Annotated in this window: 17 protein-coding genes and 1 other annotated feature; of the genes, 3 read left to right on the forward strand and 14 right to left on the reverse strand. The window is 54.9% G+C overall.

Annotated features, from left to right (window positions below; genetic code table 11):
- Window positions 1–111 precede the first annotated feature (111 nt).
- The 3 genes from kdsA to kdsB all read right to left on the reverse strand — a co-directional run bounded on the left by kdsA (window position 112) and on the right by kdsB (window position 3453).
- Window positions 112–954, reverse strand: a complete 843-nt coding sequence (kdsA, locus tag QMN23_RS12315; protein ID WP_281999623.1) for a 3-deoxy-8-phosphooctulonate synthase — start codon at window positions 952–954, stop codon at window positions 112–114.
- Between the two features lie 56 nt (window positions 955–1010).
- Entirely contained in the window at window positions 1011–2621 is a 1611-nt protein-coding gene (locus QMN23_RS12320) for a CTP synthase (RefSeq protein ID WP_281999624.1), read from the reverse strand.
- A 61-nt stretch (window positions 2622–2682) separates the two neighbouring features.
- The gene (gene kdsB, locus QMN23_RS12325; RefSeq protein ID WP_281999625.1) at window positions 2683–3453 is read right to left on the reverse strand and encodes a 3-deoxy-manno-octulosonate cytidylyltransferase; all 771 of its coding nucleotides are present in this window, start codon (window positions 3451–3453) and stop codon (window positions 2683–2685) included.
- Between the two features lie 321 nt (window positions 3454–3774).
- Between kdsB and QMN23_RS12330 the strand changes: the two genes are divergently transcribed.
- Window positions 3775–4584 carry a phosphorylase gene (locus tag QMN23_RS12330; protein ID WP_281999626.1) on the forward strand — a complete coding sequence of 270 codons (810 nt, stop codon included), beginning with the start codon at window positions 3775–3777 and terminating at the stop codon, window positions 4582–4584.
- Here the strand turns inward: QMN23_RS12330 and QMN23_RS12335 are convergent.
- The 6 genes from QMN23_RS12335 to QMN23_RS12360 all read right to left on the reverse strand — a co-directional run bounded on the left by QMN23_RS12335 (window position 4557) and on the right by QMN23_RS12360 (window position 10966).
- Window positions 4557–5417, reverse strand: a complete 861-nt coding sequence (locus tag QMN23_RS12335) for a carotenoid biosynthesis protein (RefSeq protein ID WP_281999627.1) — start codon at window positions 5415–5417, stop codon at window positions 4557–4559. The two genes, QMN23_RS12330 and QMN23_RS12335, sit on opposite strands and share 28 nt — an antisense overlap.
- A gap of 111 nt (window positions 5418–5528) precedes the next feature.
- The gene (locus QMN23_RS12340) at window positions 5529–6578 is read right to left on the reverse strand and encodes an MlaD family protein (protein ID WP_281999628.1); all 1050 of its coding nucleotides are present in this window, start codon (window positions 6576–6578) and stop codon (window positions 5529–5531) included.
- An 81-nt stretch (window positions 6579–6659) separates the two neighbouring features.
- Window positions 6660–7433: an MlaE family ABC transporter permease gene (locus QMN23_RS12345; protein WP_281999629.1), complete on the reverse strand. Its 774-nt coding sequence runs from the start codon at window positions 7431–7433 to the stop codon at window positions 6660–6662.
- Window positions 7434–8972 (reverse strand): hypothetical protein, encoded by a 1539-nt coding sequence (locus tag QMN23_RS12350; RefSeq protein ID WP_281999630.1) that lies wholly within the window; start codon window positions 8970–8972, stop codon window positions 7434–7436.
- Window positions 8973–9098: 126 nt separating this feature from the next.
- Window positions 9099–9626: a 3-isopropylmalate dehydratase small subunit gene (locus tag QMN23_RS12355; RefSeq protein WP_281999631.1), complete on the reverse strand. Its 528-nt coding sequence runs from the start codon at window positions 9624–9626 to the stop codon at window positions 9099–9101.
- A 56-nt stretch (window positions 9627–9682) separates the two neighbouring features.
- The gene (locus QMN23_RS12360; RefSeq protein WP_281999632.1) at window positions 9683–10966 is read right to left on the reverse strand and encodes a 3-isopropylmalate dehydratase large subunit; all 1284 of its coding nucleotides are present in this window, start codon (window positions 10964–10966) and stop codon (window positions 9683–9685) included.
- Between the two features lie 162 nt (window positions 10967–11128).
- On the opposite strand from QMN23_RS12360, the gene QMN23_RS12365 reads away from it, so the two are divergent.
- Together QMN23_RS12365 and QMN23_RS12370 are read left to right on the forward strand one after the other, a co-directional pair.
- Complete coding sequence (locus tag QMN23_RS12365; protein ID WP_281999633.1) at window positions 11129–12157, forward strand: TIGR00730 family Rossman fold protein; 1029 nt, start codon at window positions 11129–11131, stop codon at window positions 12155–12157.
- Between the two features lie 201 nt (window positions 12158–12358).
- Window positions 12359–12559 carry a cold-shock protein gene (locus tag QMN23_RS12370; RefSeq protein WP_281999634.1) on the forward strand — a complete coding sequence of 67 codons (201 nt, stop codon included), beginning with the start codon at window positions 12359–12361 and terminating at the stop codon, window positions 12557–12559.
- Window positions 12560–12647: 88 nt separating this feature from the next.
- On the opposite strand, the gene QMN23_RS12375 is transcribed toward QMN23_RS12370, so the two are convergent.
- The 5 genes from QMN23_RS12375 to ilvN all read right to left on the reverse strand — a co-directional run bounded on the left by QMN23_RS12375 (window position 12648) and on the right by ilvN (window position 17757).
- Window positions 12648–14186: a 2-isopropylmalate synthase gene (locus QMN23_RS12375; protein ID WP_281999635.1), complete on the reverse strand. Its 1539-nt coding sequence runs from the start codon at window positions 14184–14186 to the stop codon at window positions 12648–12650.
- A gap of 96 nt (window positions 14187–14282) precedes the next feature.
- Window positions 14283–14502 (reverse strand) — a binding site (T-box leader).
- Between the two features lie 124 nt (window positions 14503–14626).
- Complete coding sequence (pssA, locus tag QMN23_RS12380) at window positions 14627–15406, reverse strand: CDP-diacylglycerol--serine O-phosphatidyltransferase (RefSeq protein ID WP_281999636.1); 780 nt, start codon at window positions 15404–15406, stop codon at window positions 14627–14629.
- Complete coding sequence (locus tag QMN23_RS12385) at window positions 15403–16059, reverse strand: phosphatidylserine decarboxylase family protein (RefSeq protein ID WP_281999637.1); 657 nt, start codon at window positions 16057–16059, stop codon at window positions 15403–15405. The genes pssA and QMN23_RS12385 overlap by 4 nt, the downstream gene beginning before the upstream one ends.
- A 126-nt stretch (window positions 16060–16185) precedes the next feature.
- Window positions 16186–17202, reverse strand: coding sequence for a ketol-acid reductoisomerase (gene ilvC / locus QMN23_RS12390; RefSeq protein ID WP_281999638.1), 1017 nt, complete (start codon window positions 17200–17202; stop codon window positions 16186–16188).
- 63 nt (window positions 17203–17265) lie between these two features.
- Window positions 17266–17757, reverse strand: coding sequence for an acetolactate synthase small subunit (gene ilvN / locus QMN23_RS12395; protein ID WP_281999639.1), 492 nt, complete (start codon window positions 17755–17757; stop codon window positions 17266–17268).
- Window positions 17758–17804: the final 47 nt, after the last annotated feature.

A 17804-nucleotide genomic window follows, 5' to 3' on the forward strand; every position in this document is an offset into this window, starting at 1 on the left:
TCCACTTTATCAAATGAATTTGCTGCACGCCCATCGCGGGCAACCGTCTCACCGCGCCGACAATGCGGCGTACCCGGCAAACTACCGCGGGGGCAATTGCATGACGGACATTCACCGGTCGGTTCGCGGCGCCGGTCCCTTAACGATGGCATCGATTGCCTTGAGCTTTTTCAAAAGGATCGGCAGATCATCGAGGCGCACTGAATTCGGCCCGTCGCAGAGGGCCTTTTCCGGATCTTCGTGGACCTCCATGAAAATTCCATCGACACCGGTGGCAACCGCCGCCCGGCCGAGATATTCGACGAACTCGCGCTGTCCGCCGGACGAGCCCCCCTGTCCACCCGGCAACTGCACGCTGTGCGTGGCATCGAAGACTACCGGATAACCGAAGCGACGCATGATCGGCAGGCTCCGCATGTCGGAAACGAGGTTGTTGTAGCCAAACGAGACCCCACGCTCCGTCAGGATGATCTTGTCGTGGCCGGTGGCCACCACCTTGCCGACGACGTTTTCCATATCCCAGGGAGCAAGGAACTGCCCCTTCTTGATGTTGACGACCTTGCCACTCCGGGCGGCTTCGACGATCAGATCGGTCTGCCGGCAGAGGAAAGCAGGGATCTGGAGGATGTCGAGCACCTCGGCCGCCGGCTGGACCTGCTCGATGGAGTGGATGTCGGAAAGAACCGGTATGCCGAGCGACTCCTTGACCTTTTTGAGGATCTGCAACCCTTCCTTCATGCCGGGCCCGCGAAATGCGGTGAGCGATGTCCGGTTTGCCTTATCGTACGAGGCTTTGAAGATCAGTGAGATGGAAAGGCCGTTACACAGCGTCATCAACCGTTCGGCGCACCGCAAGGTCGCCGCTTCGCTTTCGATCACGCAGGGGCCGGCAATCAGCACCAGGGGTCGATCACCGCCAATCTTCACACTTCCGAGCGAAATTTCCTTCGTCATAATTGTTTCCCTCCCGCCTCCAGGCGGAACTGACCGTGCAGAGCGAACTTCCGGATCTATCCCCGCCGCTTCCGCTGCTCAAGCGCTGCCGTGACAAACGCCTTGAAGAGCGGATGCGGGCTGAGCGGCTTCGATTTGAATTCGGGATGGAACTGGCAACCCAGGAACCAGGGATGATCGGCAACCTCGACAATCTCTACCAGATCACCCTCCCGATAAAGGCCGGAGATGACCAGCCCCTTCCCTGCCAGGAGTTCCCGATAGGCATTGTTGAATTCATAACGATGGCGGTGTCGTTCCGAAATATCGAGCGCCCCGTACGCTTTCTGGGCAAAGGTTCCCTTGGTCAAATTACAGGGGTACGCCCCGAGACGCATGGTCCCCCCCTTGCGGCTGATCCCCTTCTGCTCTTCCATGAGATGAATGACCGGATTGGTGCAATCCGGCCTGAATTCGCTCGAAAATGCCTCGGCAAGCCCGCAGACATTCCTGGCATATTCGACCACCGCCATTTGCATGCCGAGACAGATACCGAAAAACGGGATCTTCTGCGTTCGGGCATATTCGATAGCCTTGATCTTCCCTTCGGTTCCCCGTTCACCGAACCCGCCCGGGACGAGAACCGCATCCACATCGTCGAAAACGCCATCAAGTCCTTCGCTTTCAAGCTTTTCCGAATCGAGATACTGCAGAATCACCCGGCAGTTGTTGGCAATCCCGCCATGGGTCAGAGCCTCCGCCAGCGATTTGTATGACTCGGTAAGGTTGACGTATTTGCCGACGATGGCAATCCGCACATCGCCGTTTTCCGGGTGGCGCAGCTTTTCGACCACACTCTGCCAATGGACCAGATCCGGAGCCTTGGTCCAGATATTGAGTTTCTCGACGACCTGTTCGTCAAGTCCCTCCCGGTGCAATGCAAGGGGCACGGCGTAGATATGCTCGGCATCCGTCGAAGTAATGACGGCCTTTTCCTCCACGTTACAGAAAAGGGCGATCTTGGCCTTCATCTCGGTCGGCAGATCGCATTCGCAGCGGCAAATCAGAATATCGGGCTGAATCCCGATTTCGCGCAACTCCTTGACCGAATGCTGGGTCGGCTTGGTCTTGATCTCGCCGGCAGTTTTGATGTACGGCACAAGGGTAACATGGATATAGAGGACGTTCCCTGCCCCCCGGTCCGCCTTGAACTGGCGGATCGCCTCCAGAAACGGCAGCGATTCGATATCGCCGACCGTCCCGCCGACTTCAACGATGGCAACGTCGGCACCCTTGGCGTTCTCCAGGATCTTGTGCTTGATTTCATCGGTGATGTGGGGAATCACCTGAACGGTCCCGCCGAGATAATCTCCCCGCCGCTCTTTCTCGATGACCGAAAAGTAAACCTGGCCGGTAGTGAAATTGCTCCGCTTGGAAAGTTTTGCCGTGGTGTAACGTTCATAGTGACCTAGGTCGAGGTCCGTCTCGGCGCCATCGTCGGTCACGAACACCTCGCCGTGCTGAAAAGGCGACATAGTACCGGGATCGACATTGATGTACGGGTCGAGCTTCTGCATGGTAACCCGCAGCCCGCGCGCCTCGAGAAGCGCGCCGAGCGATGCCGAGGCAAGACCTTTGCCGATGGACGACACCACGCCACCGGTCACAAAAATGAACTTGGTTTTCATGTTGGATACTCCTGGTTGACTCAGACAAATAGCTGGTGAATGAAGAACGGCTGCCAGTATCTCAACGTTCCGAGACGGGCCGTGTCAGATTCTCGATAACTTTTTCCAGATCGCTCGGGGTATCGACACCGATTGATTCGGCGGCAGTTTCGACGACCCTGATCCGATAACCATTTTCCAGAGCGCGCAACTGCTCGAGCTTCTCCGCCAGCTCAAGGGGGGTCGGCGCCATGCGGGCATATTCGAGGAGAAAGTCCCGGCGATAGACATACAGTCCCACATGTTTGAAGCAGAGCAGCTTTCCGGAGATAAACGCCTCGTCTTTCAGATCGTTCCATTTGTCCCTGAAATTGGGCAGAGGCGACCGGGAGAAATAGAGTGCATATCCTTCCCGATCGGTCACGACCTTGACCACGTTGGGGCTGAGAAAATCATGAAGAGTCTTGATCCTGCTCTTCAATGTGCCCATAAGGATACTGTCCCGCTCGGCAAGTGGCGCAATCGCCTCGTCGATCATCCGCGGATCGATGAGCGGCTCATCTCCCTGCACATTGACGATCAGTTCGGCATCAATGCGCGACGCTACCTCCGCCAGCCGGTCTGTCCCGGTCTCATGGTCCGCGGCGGTCATCTCCACGCAACCGCCAAACGAACGGACGGCTTCGGCAATCCGCTCGTCATCAGTCGCGACGATCACGTTGGAAACCAGCGAAGCCCGGGCGGTCCGTTCATAGACATGCTGCACCATCGGCTTACCCATGATGTCGGCAAGTGCCTTACCCGGAAAACGTGTCGAGGCAAAGCGGGCTGGAATAATAGCAGTAATTTTCATATTACTCTCTGGTCTGGCGGCATCAGCACCATAAAAGTACAGCGCCGCCCAGCACGAAAAACGCCCCGCACGCGGTCGCCCGTAGCAATGCTGTCGACAAGGTTGTACATGATTGAGAAGAATGATTTACTGCAGAACGTGTCCCTTTGTGGTGGGACGTACTACGCTACCGCAAAGGCTTGACCGTGTCAAGGAGTGAAATGCATTGCCGGCGGGGAGCCGCTCTGCTAGATTAGTGCCAGTTCGCACTCTCCGGATGGGACACTATCCGTTTCCGGGCGACAACCAGATTAACCGGCAAGCTCCTGGAGATGACTTCTGATGACCACCACAACCATCGGCCTGATCGCCGCAATGGCCGAAGAGATAGCACCGCTTTTGAAAGCGGCCGAGCGGGTCGAAAAAGTGTCGGTCGGTCGCTTCACCACCTACCGGGTTCAACTCGGCGACTCGACCGTCTGGCTTGTCCAGTCGGGGATGGGAGAGCACCATGCCGCCGCCGCCATGGAACAGTTGCTTGCCACCGCGACACCATCCGTCATTATCTCCTTCGGCTTTGGGGGGGCGGTTCTAAAGGGATTGCACGTCGGCGACATCGTCATCGGCGTTTCGAGCTGGCGTTACAGTCAGTCGGGCTTCCAACTGCAGCCCGGAGGGGCGCACCCCTGTAACGAGGCGGTGATCGCCGCCCTTGCAAGCGAAGGCACCGGACGACTTACCGTCGGCGAGATCATCACTTCAACACAAATACTCGTCAAGAATAACCTGGCGGGAAAACTGCCGGGCGGCATGTCTGCCCCGGTCCTCGACATGGAAACCGCCGCCCTGGCAGAACTGGCACACCGTCACGGTCTGCCGTTGATTGCGCTGCGGGCGATCAGCGACGACGCCGGCGAAGAGCTAGGTTTCTCACTGCAGGAGTTTACCGACGAAGAACTGAATATCCGGCCGGGCAAAGTACTCGCCACCATCATCCGCAAGCCGCGGATCATCCCCCAGCTGATCAGACTGGCCCGCAACAGCAAACTGGCCGGGAAGAAACTGGCCCTCGCGGTTAGGGAAACCGTTCTCTATCTCGACTCACAAGACCCGCAGGGGGGAAATCACCCCTTGCGCAAGGCAGGGGAATAGGGATAATCCCGCAGATGCTCCGCCAACTCCTCCTTACGGTAGCGGTTGGTCCGGCGGGCGATGGTAACGACCGCCATAACCAAAGGCAGCACGTAAATGAAGATTCCGGTCATCGCCATGAGCTTTTCGCCAATCACCACCGTCACCGTCAGATTGAACACGATCACCGAAACATATAACAGGGGACCGTAAAGGGCGCGAAACGGCAGCGCCGCCACGCCGGCCGGCTTATCCGCTTTCACGGGACGGGCCGCCAGCCGTTGCAGAACGAAGATCATCACCATACTTACCAGCCACCACCCAAGATAGTTCGACAACGGCACCCCGAAATGCACTCCCACCTCGCGATAGCCGTAAATCTGGCCGAGAAACCAGCGCCGGCCTTGCAAAGCGACCGGATCAACGATGATATCGAGAAACACCTGAAAGAGCGATCCTAGCAGCAACACCGCCACAGATTGACGGATCGAGCGGGTTTCCAGGGTGACCAGGTCCCAGCGCCACGCTTTGACGGGAGACACGAACAACAGCGCAGTAGTGTAGCTGCAGTAGGCGAGAAAGACATAGGAAAGTGAATCAAAGAAAGGGACACCGGCGATCCAGAGTTCCCGCATGCTGGTGGTGTCGATGTAATAATACCAGCCGTAGGGGATGCCGGTATTGATCGAGCAGACCTCCGAGGTAAAGGAGATCAGATACCCGAAGAGAGTGAAGAGACATGTCCTTCGCCACCCAAGATGGGGAACCGCCGCCACGAGGTAGGCGACGAAAAAGGCGAACACATAGGGTCGCATCGTCAGCGTCCCTACGGCAATACGGGCGAAATCCTCCATTATCGCGTGCTCCCTCCTTAAACAGGGAGCGCGAAGGCCGTTACCGGCAACTTCGCGCTCCAGGATAATAAATGCGGGAGCTAGCAGCAATCCCGCGCACGTCAAGCCGGGTCAGAAGAGAGTGCCGATCACGCTCCCCAAAACCGAGATCGGGCCACTGTCCGACAGACCATCCGCCGCTTTTTCCACCTTCTTCATCGCCGCGGTGGTATCCCGATACAATTTGTCGTCGTTCACCAGTTTCCCGAGAGTTCCCTGCCCGTCATTAATCTTCTGGGCGACCTCCTTGAGATTTTTCGAAGCGTCCCGCATCTCTACGTACAGGCTGTCATCATTGACGAGTTTTCCGACACTCCCTTCGCCGCGATTGATCTTGCCGGCGATCTCCTTGAAATCCTTGGCGCCGTCGTTGATGCTCGCCATCGCCCCCTTGGCATCACGATAGAAAGCGTCGTCATTGATTAGTTTCCCGAGCGTCCCCTCGCCTTTTTCAAGCTTGGTCGAGATATTACGCAGGCTGGCGGTCAACTGGTTGGTATTGTTATACAATGACTTGTCATTCAGCAGCAGGGCCAGCGAACCATCACCATGGTCCATTTTGGCAGTGATACTGTTCATATTGAGAATGGCACCGTGCAAACCGGCCCGGTTCTCGTCGAGGATGGTGGAAATTTTCGTCAGTACTTCGTGCTGGTTGGTATTCAGATCATTAATCAACGATTTGGCATCCTTGGCGAGATCGCTGACATTATCGACAATGACGTCAATATTGGCGATTTCCCTGCTCCGCACCTCACTGTTCGGCGGGAGAGCCGTCGCCGTCGGCGAGCCGAAGGAAATCCCGAGGAACTGGCCACCAAGGAGATTTGTCAACCGGATGGTCGCCACCGAATCGGTCTTGATGGTCGTTCCCGGCTTGACATCAAAATCGACCCGCACCCGGCTGTCATCGATACCGATACCGGTTATCTTGCCGACCTCAACCCCCGCCAAACGCACCGGATCACCGATTTTCAGCCCTGTCGTGCTCTTTAGATACGTCTTGTAGGGAATATTCTTTTCGAAAGGATTCCATCGCTCACCCAGTTCCAGCATGATCCCGAGGAGCACGAACCCGATCACAAAGAAGAAACCTACCTTCTTTTCCGTTGAAAATGCCATTCCATCGCCTCCTGTCACCACTGCGGAGCCCGAAGGACCGCAGCGGCAAAGCCATCTGCAATGCCTCTCAATCTCCTCCCGTCAGAGGAGGATGCGAGTCAGAAAATAGTCCGCCACCAGAATCAGCATGAACGAAAGCACGACAGCTCTAGTGGTCGATTGGGCAATCCCCCGGGCACCGCCCGACGTCTTGAATCCGGTATAACAGGCAACCAGCGCGATGATTGCGCCGAACACCGTTGATTTGAACAGTCCGGCGCCGACTTCGTTCAGTTTCAGCGCCGTCTTCATACTATCGTAATACGTCGAATATGAAATAAAAATCTTTGGATGGAGATGGCTGATCAGGGCACCACCGATGATACCGACGACATCGGCATAGACAACGAGGGCCGGCACACAGATGAGACAAGCAATAAGCCGCGGCATGGCTAGATAGCGTACCGGGTTGATGTCGAGAGTCCGCAAGGCGTCAATTTCCTCGTAGACGGTCATGACGCCGATTTCGGCGGCCATGGCGGAACCGACCCGGCCCGCGACAAGAAAACTGGTCATCACCGGCCCTAACTCCCGGACCATCGATAACCCGACAATTCCACCAATGATCGTCTGGGTGCCGTATTTCTGGAGCTCACCACCCGTCTGCAGCGCCAGAACCATCCCGACGAAAAAGGCCATCACCGATGCAATCGGCAGCGTTTCATAGCCAATGATCGCCATCTGGGTGAAGATGCTCTGGATGTTTCGCGGCGCCTCGCGAAACGAATAGAGTGTCTGGCCCAGAAGAACCAACATCTCGCCGACAATCTCATGAAAGGAAATGACCTTTTTCCCGATCTTCTCAAAGGCACCCATTTATGGTTCGCCTCCTGTTTCAGTGGCAACCGGAGCAGCAGTTCCGGCAGCCTTCTGCCAACTAATGCCGAAGGGGAGCCAGAGGAAACTCAAAGTGGCCTTGCCGTGAACTACCCGGTACCGGACGAGTCCCTTCAGCAACCGGACGTCGGTTTCGTCAGCCTCGGAACGATAGGCAAGGAGCGGGAAGAATTCATAGGCAAGGTCATGCCCCCGCCGCTCGTGCCAGTAGAGATTCCACAGGAAAGAGACGGCCGAATCACCCGCATCGTTCCACCGCTGGACGTATATCCGCCACAACGGCGACCAGCTCTGTTCAATCCCTGGCCGGGACACGATCGGTTCCAACGGCGCCAGGAAAGCAAAATTCTTGATGCCGTGCTCATCGCGGTCAAAAGTAAACAGCGGCCACAAAGCCATCTGCCGACGTTCTTTTCCATCTACCGGCCATTGCTCTCGCTTATCAGTAAAGAGGAAGTACAAAATCCGGTCGTTTTTTTCGACAAAACTAGCCGAGGTAATTTCGTCGTGCCGGTAGAGGGGCCAGAGATACCAGTACTTCAGCGTTTCCTTCCCCCGCTCCTCATCGTAAAAGGGGAGAATGCGATTGACTGTCCTCTCACCCCGCGCCGTCATGATGAACGGCCAGAGATAGTAGGTTTCATCCACTTTATTCCGGCGGTCGTTGGCATAACCGAAGAACGGCCAGAGATAATACCGGTTCGTCAATTCCGGAGAATCGGTAGCGGCATAAAAAGGCAACACCATCAGCTTTCTGGTCGGATTGTCGGTATCAAGTCCCCGCTCTTCCTGCATGAAAATCGGCCACAACGCGAAACGGCGGCGATAGACTCCATCCTTTTCCGCCTGGCCATAGAGGGGCCAGCACTGAAAGCCCCACTCATGATCACCGGAAATCAGCGAAAAAATTGGATACAGGTAGTTACGGGTAGTGGTCCCTTTGTTGACAGTCCGTCCATAAAGGGGAAACAAGACATAATGATATTCATCACGCCAGAAACGCTCGTAAATGTCACCATATATCGGAAAAACCGATGTGTACGGCCCGTATTTCTTCGAAACACCGCTGATATAAAACGGGAACAGCATCGTCGATTTTTCGGCCGCCGGCCCTTCATCCCGACGGTAGATGTTCGCCTGGTACAGTTTCAGCACCTGCAGCGTAGTTACAGCTGGAGAACTTTCCGAGGAGGCGATCGGATAGAGGTAATCGGTCGTCGACGAATCGCTTTGACGATCGGCTTCACGGTATACGAGCGGCCGAACCGCCACGGTCCGTTCGTCACCCTGCTGCTGAACCTTGATTAGCGGCCCAAGTAGCGACAGGTTGCTGAAATGTTCTCGAGGACTCGTTCGGTAATCAACCAGCGGCCAGAACGTAAAAACAGTGCCTTTCTCAGCTGGCTGCTCCTCGGCACGGAGCGGAGAGACCGTCAGCAGCGTGATAATTACGGTTACGATGAATACGGATCGCTGCAACATTCGGGAGCCTTGCGTGTCAAAAAAATGTAAGAACATTTAATAACCACATGAACCGCCTGGGAGTCAACAAAAAAGGGGTGGGAAACCGCCCCCTAAAGACAACGGGGGTCTGCACAAAAAAGCGCAGGCCCCCGTCGGGTGCAGCAGCCGGCAACATGCCACTCAATACTTTTGATCCGCGTAATCGACCCACCCCCCCGCGAGGACCAGCGCCTTGTCGAAGGGAGAAACATCAAAAGCAAACTGCTCTTCCTGCCCCCCGCCCCGCACTGTTATCTGCTGCCGCTCTATATCGATGGCAATGATGGTATCGGGAAAGGCGGCGTACTTCATCAGCGTGTCAATCTGCTCTGCAGGCAGCTCGATGGCGGCCATCCCGCAATTGAACATGTTCTGGCGGAAAATGCGGGCAAACGACTCGGCGATGACAGCGGTAATGTCATTGACCTCGAATACCCAGGGGGCATGTTCGCGAGAAGAACCGCAGCCGAAGTTCCCCCGGGAAACAATAACCCGGGCAGTCAGGGTCTTCTCACCCTTCGGATCAAATCCCGGCAACTTGAGATCTTCCAGGATGTACGGTTTCAGATCTTCCTTGGTAATTTCGGTCAGATATTTGGCCGGAATTATTTCATCGGTATTGATATCTGAGCGGTCGAGACAAAGAATGGGTCCGCCGAAAGATTTCATCGTCAACTCCTCGTGTAAAGATGGTAAAGCGGCGTCTGCGGCCGCTTGCTACTGGATCACAGATATTTGCGCGGATCGGCGATCACACCCTCAAGGGCAGTGGCAGCGCTTGTTGCCGGCGACATCAGGTGAACCATCCCCCCTTTGCCCATTCGGCCCATGAAATTGCGGTTTGTCGTCGAAGCGCACACCTCTCCCTCCGCCAAAACCCCGTTGCTCATCCCGAGGCAAGCGCCGCAGGTGGGGTTCGTGACGCAGAAACCGGCTTCCATGAAAATATCGATAATTCCCTCTGCCAGGGCATCACGGTAAATCTTCGGCGTGGCAGGAGAAAGGATGCCGCGGACATTCGGAGCAATCTTATTCCCTTTGAGGATGTTGGCGGCCACCCGCAGATCTTCGAGCCTGCCGTTGGTGCACGAGCCGAGATATACCTGGTCGACCGGAGTACCGGCCAGTTCCCGGGCCGACTTGACCTGATCGGGTTTATAGCCGAAGGTGACAATCGGCTCCAGTGCCGACAGATCAAAGTCGAAGACCTGCTCGTAACAGGCATCATCATCGGAGCACCAGCGGTGGAAATCAGCCAGCGCCGCCTCTTTGGCAGGATACTGATCACTGATGAACGGCCAGAGGAACTCGACTGTTACCATGTCGGGCATGCAAATTCCGGAAGTCCCTCCAGCTTCAATGGCCATATTGCACAAGGTCATCCGCGATTCCATGGTCATTGCCTCAACGACCGGCCCCCGGAACTCAATAACCCGATCCGTAGCCCCGTTGACGCCCAATTGCCCGATCACATAGAGAATGACATCTTTAGCGAAAACCCCGGCCGGAAGAGAACCGTTCAGATTAACGCGAATGGTTTTCGGCTCACGGAAGGCACATACCCCCTTGAGGATGCCGACCTCCAGGTCGGTCGTCCCCACGCCGGCGGCAAAGGCACCGAAAGCACCGTGGGTACAGGTATGGGAATCGCCCATGATCACCGTGTAACCGGGCCGGATAAACCCTTTTTCCGGAAACAGTGCATGACAGACCCCATTCTGCCCCACATCAAAAAAATCTTTGATATTGTGGCGGCGCGCCCAGTCACGCAGCATCTTCGCCTGGGTAGCAGTCTTGGTGTCTTTGCTTGGGGTAACGTGATCGATCACCGCCTTGATCTTCGACGGATCAAAGACACGATCCTTGCCACGGGCCATCAAGTCAGCAATGGCGATCGGCGTGGTAATTTCATGGCACATTACCACATCAAGCTTCAGCACCTTCGTCCCGGGAAACGGTTCATCGACCAGATGACTGGCAAAAATTTTCTCTGCTGTGGTCTTACCCATATCGACTACCCTCATAGTGAGATTGATGTTTTGTCACTGTAATCAAACCATTGCGACAAATCAATTTAATTATTGTTCGACGGGGTTTAACAATTGCGCCACCTTCAGCGCTAATGCTATAATGCGCAAATTTTTTATCGAGGAGAGGAGCATTATCTGCCCATGAATCTCAGCTTTTCCCGCACCAACGGCGAAGCGGACCGGCTGATCGACACACTGATCGGCTTGGTAGGGACCGTTCACCACCCGGAATTGATCAGAGAAATGATCATCTCTGCGCTCAAGTCCGGCCAGGAGTGCAGCTACCTTGCCGACCTGAAGCTTCTCAACAATACTATGAAGGAAATGCGATACACGACCAATGTCTTCGCCCAGTATCGTCAAAAGCGCAAGGTAACCATTTTTGGATCTGCCCGCACCGAAACCGACGAACCCATATATCAGAAATGCGTTCGCTTCAGCAAAAGGCTTGCTGACCTGGGATACATGATTATCACCGGTGGTGGTCCGGGGATCATGCAAGCCGGCAACGAAGGAGCGGGAAGTGAAAACTCGTTTGCCGTCAACATTCGGCTCCCTTTTGAACAGAAACCGAACCCGGTAATGCTGCAAAATCCGCGACTAATCAATTATAAATATTTCTTCAATCGCAAGGTCGCTTTCGTCAAGGAAGCATATGCCATCGCCGTTTTTCCCGGCGGCTTCGGCACCCTCGACGAAGCGATGGAAGTCTTCACCCTGATCCAGACCGGCAAAACGTCCCCCAAGCCACTAGTACTGATCGACGACGATGATGGCTACTGGGATCACTGGTTTGATTTCGTAACCTCCTGCATCCTCGGCAAAGGTTTTATCTCGGCAGAAGATTTCTCCATTTTCACGATAACCCGCGACGAGGACGAGGCAGTTCGCACAATTACGGAATTCTACCGCAACTACCACTCGCTCCGTTTTTCTCATGAACGTTTAATCATCCGACTCAACAAGGAACTGACTGACGAGCAGATCCTTGAGTTGGAAAGCGAGTTTCCAGAGATGCTGCATCCCGAGACTCACATAGTCCGTTGTCCGCCATTACCAGAGGAAGCAGACGAGCCTGACCTGCTCCAGCTGCCGCGCATCTGTCTGCAGTTCGACCACAAACACTATGGCTTACTGATTGCGTTCATCCGAAAACTGAACACGTTTTAAAAGCAAAAACTCCTTGACAGCTTAATTACTCAATGTTAACGTGATAACTGCAGCAAGTTTCGGAAGCTTTACGCAGCAAATGAAAACTGGACAAAGCCGCACAAGCGCTCCACGGTTTTCCTGCCTCAAGACTCCGGAAACTTAAGCCGCATCACACGAAGTTCCGGCTTGGCTCCGGAGGCACCCAAAGGAGGTAGGAAAATGGCACAAGGGAAAGTAAAGTGGTTTAACGATGCCAAGGGCTTTGGTTTCATCGAGCAGGAGAACGGCGAAGATGTCTTCGTTCACTTCTCCGCCATCCAGTCGGAAGGGTTCAAAACCCTTGCCGAAGGTGAAGCAGTAACGTTCGATGTGGTCACCGGCCCCAAAGGGCTGCAGGCCGCCAACGTCAGAAAGATTTAATTGGCTTTTCAGCGATTCCGCTAAAAATGAAAACCCGCTGGGAAATCCCAGCGGGTTTTTTCATCCCCGTTTTCCGCCCCACCCCCCTTTACAAGCTCTCGTGGAGACGCTCGCTCTTGAAATGAAGGCGATTCAGGGCATTGATATATGCCTTGGCTGACGCCTCAATGATGTCAGTCGAAGAGCCACGGCCGACAACCGTCTGATCTCCTTCACTCACCCGGACGGTGACCTCACCCTGGGCGTCCGTCCCGCCAGTAATCGACCCGACATTGTATTGCATCAGCCGAGCCTTTGATTTACTCAGCTTCTTGATCGCCTTAAGGGTCGCATCGACAGGGCCGTCGCCAAGCTCGGCGGTCCTCACCGAGGTGCCGTCAATCTCCATCTGGACGGTAGCGGTCGCCACGGCAAAGGAACCGCAGGTTACCGTAATATGGCTTAGTTTGAATTTTTCGGCCGAGCGCATCACTTCATCGGCGACAATGGCGTCGAGGTCTTCGTCATACACTTCTTTTTTCAGATCGGCCAGCGCCTTGAACCGTTCGAAAGCCTTGTTCAGGTCATCGTCGGAAAATTCATAGCCAAGTTCGGTCAGCCGCTTCTTGAACGCATGACGGCCCGAATGTTTACCAAGCACGAGGATATTCGTCTTCAGGCCGATTGATTCGGGAGTCATGATTTCGTAAGTGGATTTTTCCATCAAGACACCGTGCTGATGGATTCCCGACTCGTGGGCAAAGGCATTTGCCCCGACAATTGCCTTGTTCGGCTGGACACTTATCCCGGTGATCGTTGACAGGAGCCGGCTGGCCGGCACAATCTGCTCGGTAGCGACATTGGTTCTAAATGGCAGAATGTCGTGCCGGGTCCTGATTGCCATGACGAACTCCTCCAGCGAACAGTTTCCTGCCCGCTCGCCGATCCCGTTGATCGTGCACTCGACCTGGCCAGCGCCGGCCTGAATGGCAGCAATCGAGTTGGCCACCGACAGCCCCAGGTCGTTATGGCAATGGACGGATATTACCGCCTTCTCGATATTGGGCACATTCTGCTTCAAATGGCTGATGATATTGAAATACTCGAAGGGGATCGTGTACCCCACCGTATCAGGGATATTAACCGTTGTCGCCCCGGCATCGATAACGGCCTCTACCACCTCCGCCAGGAATTTGAGGTTCGTACGGACCGCATCCTCACACGAAAATTCGACATTGGGGGTGTACGAACTGGCGCGACGAACGGCCTTTACGGCGGCCTCCAACACTTTTGCCGGGGACATCTTCAACTTGTGTTTCATATGAATGTCAGATGTGGCGATAAAGGTATGAATCCGCCCCTTCTCACCCGCATACTTGAGCGCTTCCCATGCCCGATCGATATCCTTGTCGTTGGCCCGGCAAAGGCCCGCAATTTCAGGCCCCTTGATCGACTGAGCAACCCTTTTGACCGCTTCGAAGTCCCCTTCCGACGCGATCGGAAAGCCAGCCTCAATAACGTCGACGTTGAGTTTTTGCAACTGCTTGGCTACCCGCAGTTTTTCGTCGATATTCATGCTGTTGCCCGGCGATTGTTCGCCATCACGAAGTGTTGTATCGAAAACCTTGATTGTTCGCAATTCTGCCATAGTTGACCTCCTTCTCGTGTCAATTGCCATCACCCACCGACGCTACTGCAGGTCACGCCAGCCGGCGACTGGGGAATAAAAAAAGCCTCCACCCGAACAAGGGGCGAAGGCTTATCTCCGCGGTACCACCCTTTTTCATCCGCCGAAGCGGACCTCTTTATCCCTTTACGCGGGCGACGTCTCTAGCTAACAGGCAGCAGCACCGTTCACCAGAGCAGCTCCGAGGCGAGTTCATCCTTCCTTATACCGGTTCGCACCACCCACCGGCTCTCTGAGAATAAGGATCGGGACTACTACTCCTCTTCACAGCCTTTGACATTTGTTTGATGATAAATAGATAACTGAGGGCTGTCAAGAAAATATCTTTTTCATTTCAACATTTTCCAAGCCTTCAAACAATTTTTGCCATAACCAAAGCAGCGGACGCTTGCTAGCGACGGTCAACGGTCCTCGCGATGATGCTTATTGTGGATCATCTTTTCAAGGCGCCGCCGTCGCGGCCATGTCATGACGAAACCAACGATCCCCGAGGCAATATAACAAAGGAAAATGATGAACAACATCTTGACCGGTTCTGCTGCGATAACAATCAGCAACAGGACGGCAAGTACGAGAAATGCAAAAGGCTGCCGTTTGATCAGTTCGGGATCCTTGAAAGAATAATAGCGAAAATTCGATACCATGAGAAAAGCAAGCAGGTAGATCAAGACCAGGATCGCAACCTTTTTGTAAGAGCTGGGCCAGCCGAAATGATAGAAAAGCAAGACTGTTGCCGACACCATGCTGGCTGCCGCAGGAATAGGCAGCCCGACAAAACGCTTGTTCTCAACAGTATTGACCTGAACGTTGAACCGCGCCAAACGCAAAGCCCCGCAGACTACGAACAGAAAGGCCGCAAGCCAGCCCAGCCGACCGAACGGCTGCAGTGCCCATTTGTACATAAGCAGGCCCGGGGCGACGCCAAAAGAGACCAAGTCGGCCAACGAATCGTATTCGACCCCGAACTTGCTCGACGTACCGGTAAGACGTGCCACCTTCCCGTCCAGACCATCGAAAATGGAAGAGGCCAGAATCCACAATGCCGCCGACTTGAAATCACCGTTCATCGTGGCAACCATGCCGTAGAACCCGGCAAAGAGGCTGCCCGTCGTGAACAGGTTGGGAAGGATGTAAATTCCTTTCCGCATGCTTTCCGTCATGTCGATCTTTTCACCGTTCATGGCAACAGCCCCAAAATGGTCTCGCCGGCAATCGTTTTATCGCCCATTTTCACTTGGACGGCAACCTCACGGGGGAGGTAAACATCAAGGCGTGAGCCGAAACGAATCAGGCCGTAGCGCTTTCCTCTGACAAGACGGTCGCCTTTCGTCACATAGCAGACGATCCGCCGCGCAATCAGACCGGCGACCTGAACGACGACGATTCTTGTCCCCCTGTCGTTTCTGACGATCAGACCACTCTGCTCATTCTCAAAAGAGGCCCGCTGATCGCGCACATCAAGAAATTTTCCCTTCACATAGAAGGAATCCTCAACCGTGCCCGTCATTGGTACCCGGTTAATGTGGACGTTGAAGACCGACATAAAAATGCTGATCTTGGTCATCTCTTCGCCAAGGTGTTCCTCTCGGGCCGGCCCCAGGTAAATCACGACCCCGTCCGCCGGAGCAATAATTGCCCGGTCATCGGCCGGGGCATTCCGCACCGGGTTCCGGAAGAAGAAGGCGACAAACCCTGTCAAAATGAGCGAAACGAGGGCAAAGATCCAGCAAAAAGGGATTGCTCCGGCGAGAAGCACCAGCACTACGGTTACAAGCCCGGTTCCGGCAAGAAAGGGAATTCCTTCCACCGCAATAGGCGACTTCTCATTACGCATCAGGCAACCTCATTCGATATAATTCCTGCCGAAAGGCTTCGGCAGGGCAAACTATAAAGAGGCCGGAGCCGGCGACGACAAAAGAGCGCTCCGAATCCGGCCTCACCTACTGTTCAGAACGGGGGATCAGTTCTTCGTCTTGTCAACGATTTTCGAAGCACCAATCCACGACATCATGGAACGAAGCCGGGCACCGACCTCTTCGATCTGATGCTCCGCCCCTTTCCGGCGCAGGGCGTTGAAAACCGGTTTGTTGGCTTTGTTCTCCAACATCCACTCCTTGGCGAACTCGCCATCCTGAATCTCGGAGAGAATTTTCTTCATTTCTGCCTTGGTCGCGTCGGTCACCACCCGCGGGCCGCGGGTCAGGTCACCGTACTCGGCGGTATTCGAGATGGAATACCGCATGTTGGCAATACCACCTTCATAGATCAGATCGACAATGAGCTTGGTTTCGTGAAGACACTCGAAGTAGGCCATTTCCGGCGCATACCCGGCTTCGACGAGCGTTTCGAAACCGGCCTGGATCAGGGCAGCAATACCACCGCAAAGCACGGCCTGCTCACCGAAAAGATCGGTTTCCGTCTCTTCCTTGAAGGAAGTTTCAATGACGCCGGCGCGACCACCGCCATTCGCCGAAGCATAAGCGAGGGCAACGTCTTTCGAATTGCCGGCAGGATCGTGATGAACGGCGATCAGGCTCGGCACCCCGCCCCCCTTGGTGTATTCGTGGCGAACCAGGTGGCCCGGGCCTTTCGGGGCGATCATGATGACATTGACATCGGGACGAGGAACGATCTGCCCGAAATGAATGTTGAACCCGTGGCTGAAAGCAAGATAGGCACCCTGTTTCAGGTAAGGGCCGATCTCCTCGCGATAGACGTCACCCTGGATTTCGTCGGGGAGGAGAATCATCACCACGTCGGCAATCTTGACCGCCTCGATGGTCGGCAACACCGTAAGACCGGCGTTGGTCGCCTTGCTGACCGAAGTCGAGTCGGGGCGAAGACCAACCACCACGTCAATCCCCGAATCCTTCAGATTATTGGCATGGGCATGACCCTGGGAACCATAGCCGATAATGGCGACCTTCTTCCCTTTGAGTACGCCCAGATTACAGTCCTTGTCGTAATAAATCTTCATTACCTTCCTCCTGACTTTATAGTTTGCAACCTGCACCCGGTAACGCGGGCAACAGCATCAATCCTACCCCTTCCAACCCTTGGCCCCGCGGCCGATGGCAACCGGCCCCGTTCTGACCAACTCCTTCAGGCCGAGCGGCCGCAGCAGTTCGAGGATCGCATCGATCTTCGAAGGGGAACCGGTCGCTTCGATCGTGTATGATTTGGGAGTTACATCGATAATCTTGGCCCGGAAAATATCGGCGATCCTCAGGACTTCGGCACGATGTGCCTCTTCGGCAGTGACCTTCACCAAGGCCATCTCCCGTTCGATCGCGCTGCCGTCGGTAAAATCAATGACTTTGATAATATCGATCAACTTGTTGAGTTGCTTGCTGATCTGTTCGAGGATCTGCTCATCGCCGCGGGTCACGATCGTCATGCGGGATATTGTCTCATCGTTGGTCGGGGCCACTGATAACGAGTCAATATTGAAGCCGCGGCCGGAAAAAAGACCGGCGACACGGGACAGCACCCCAAACTCATTTTCCACCAGGACGGTGATCGTATGTCTCATTAAGGAAACCTCCGGAGGCTTCGTATATTATCTGGCGCAGCGCTGCA

The organism is Geotalea uraniireducens (assembly GCF_027943965.1).
GTDB lineage: Bacteria > Desulfobacterota > Desulfuromonadia > Geobacterales > Geobacteraceae > Geobacter > Geobacter uraniireducens.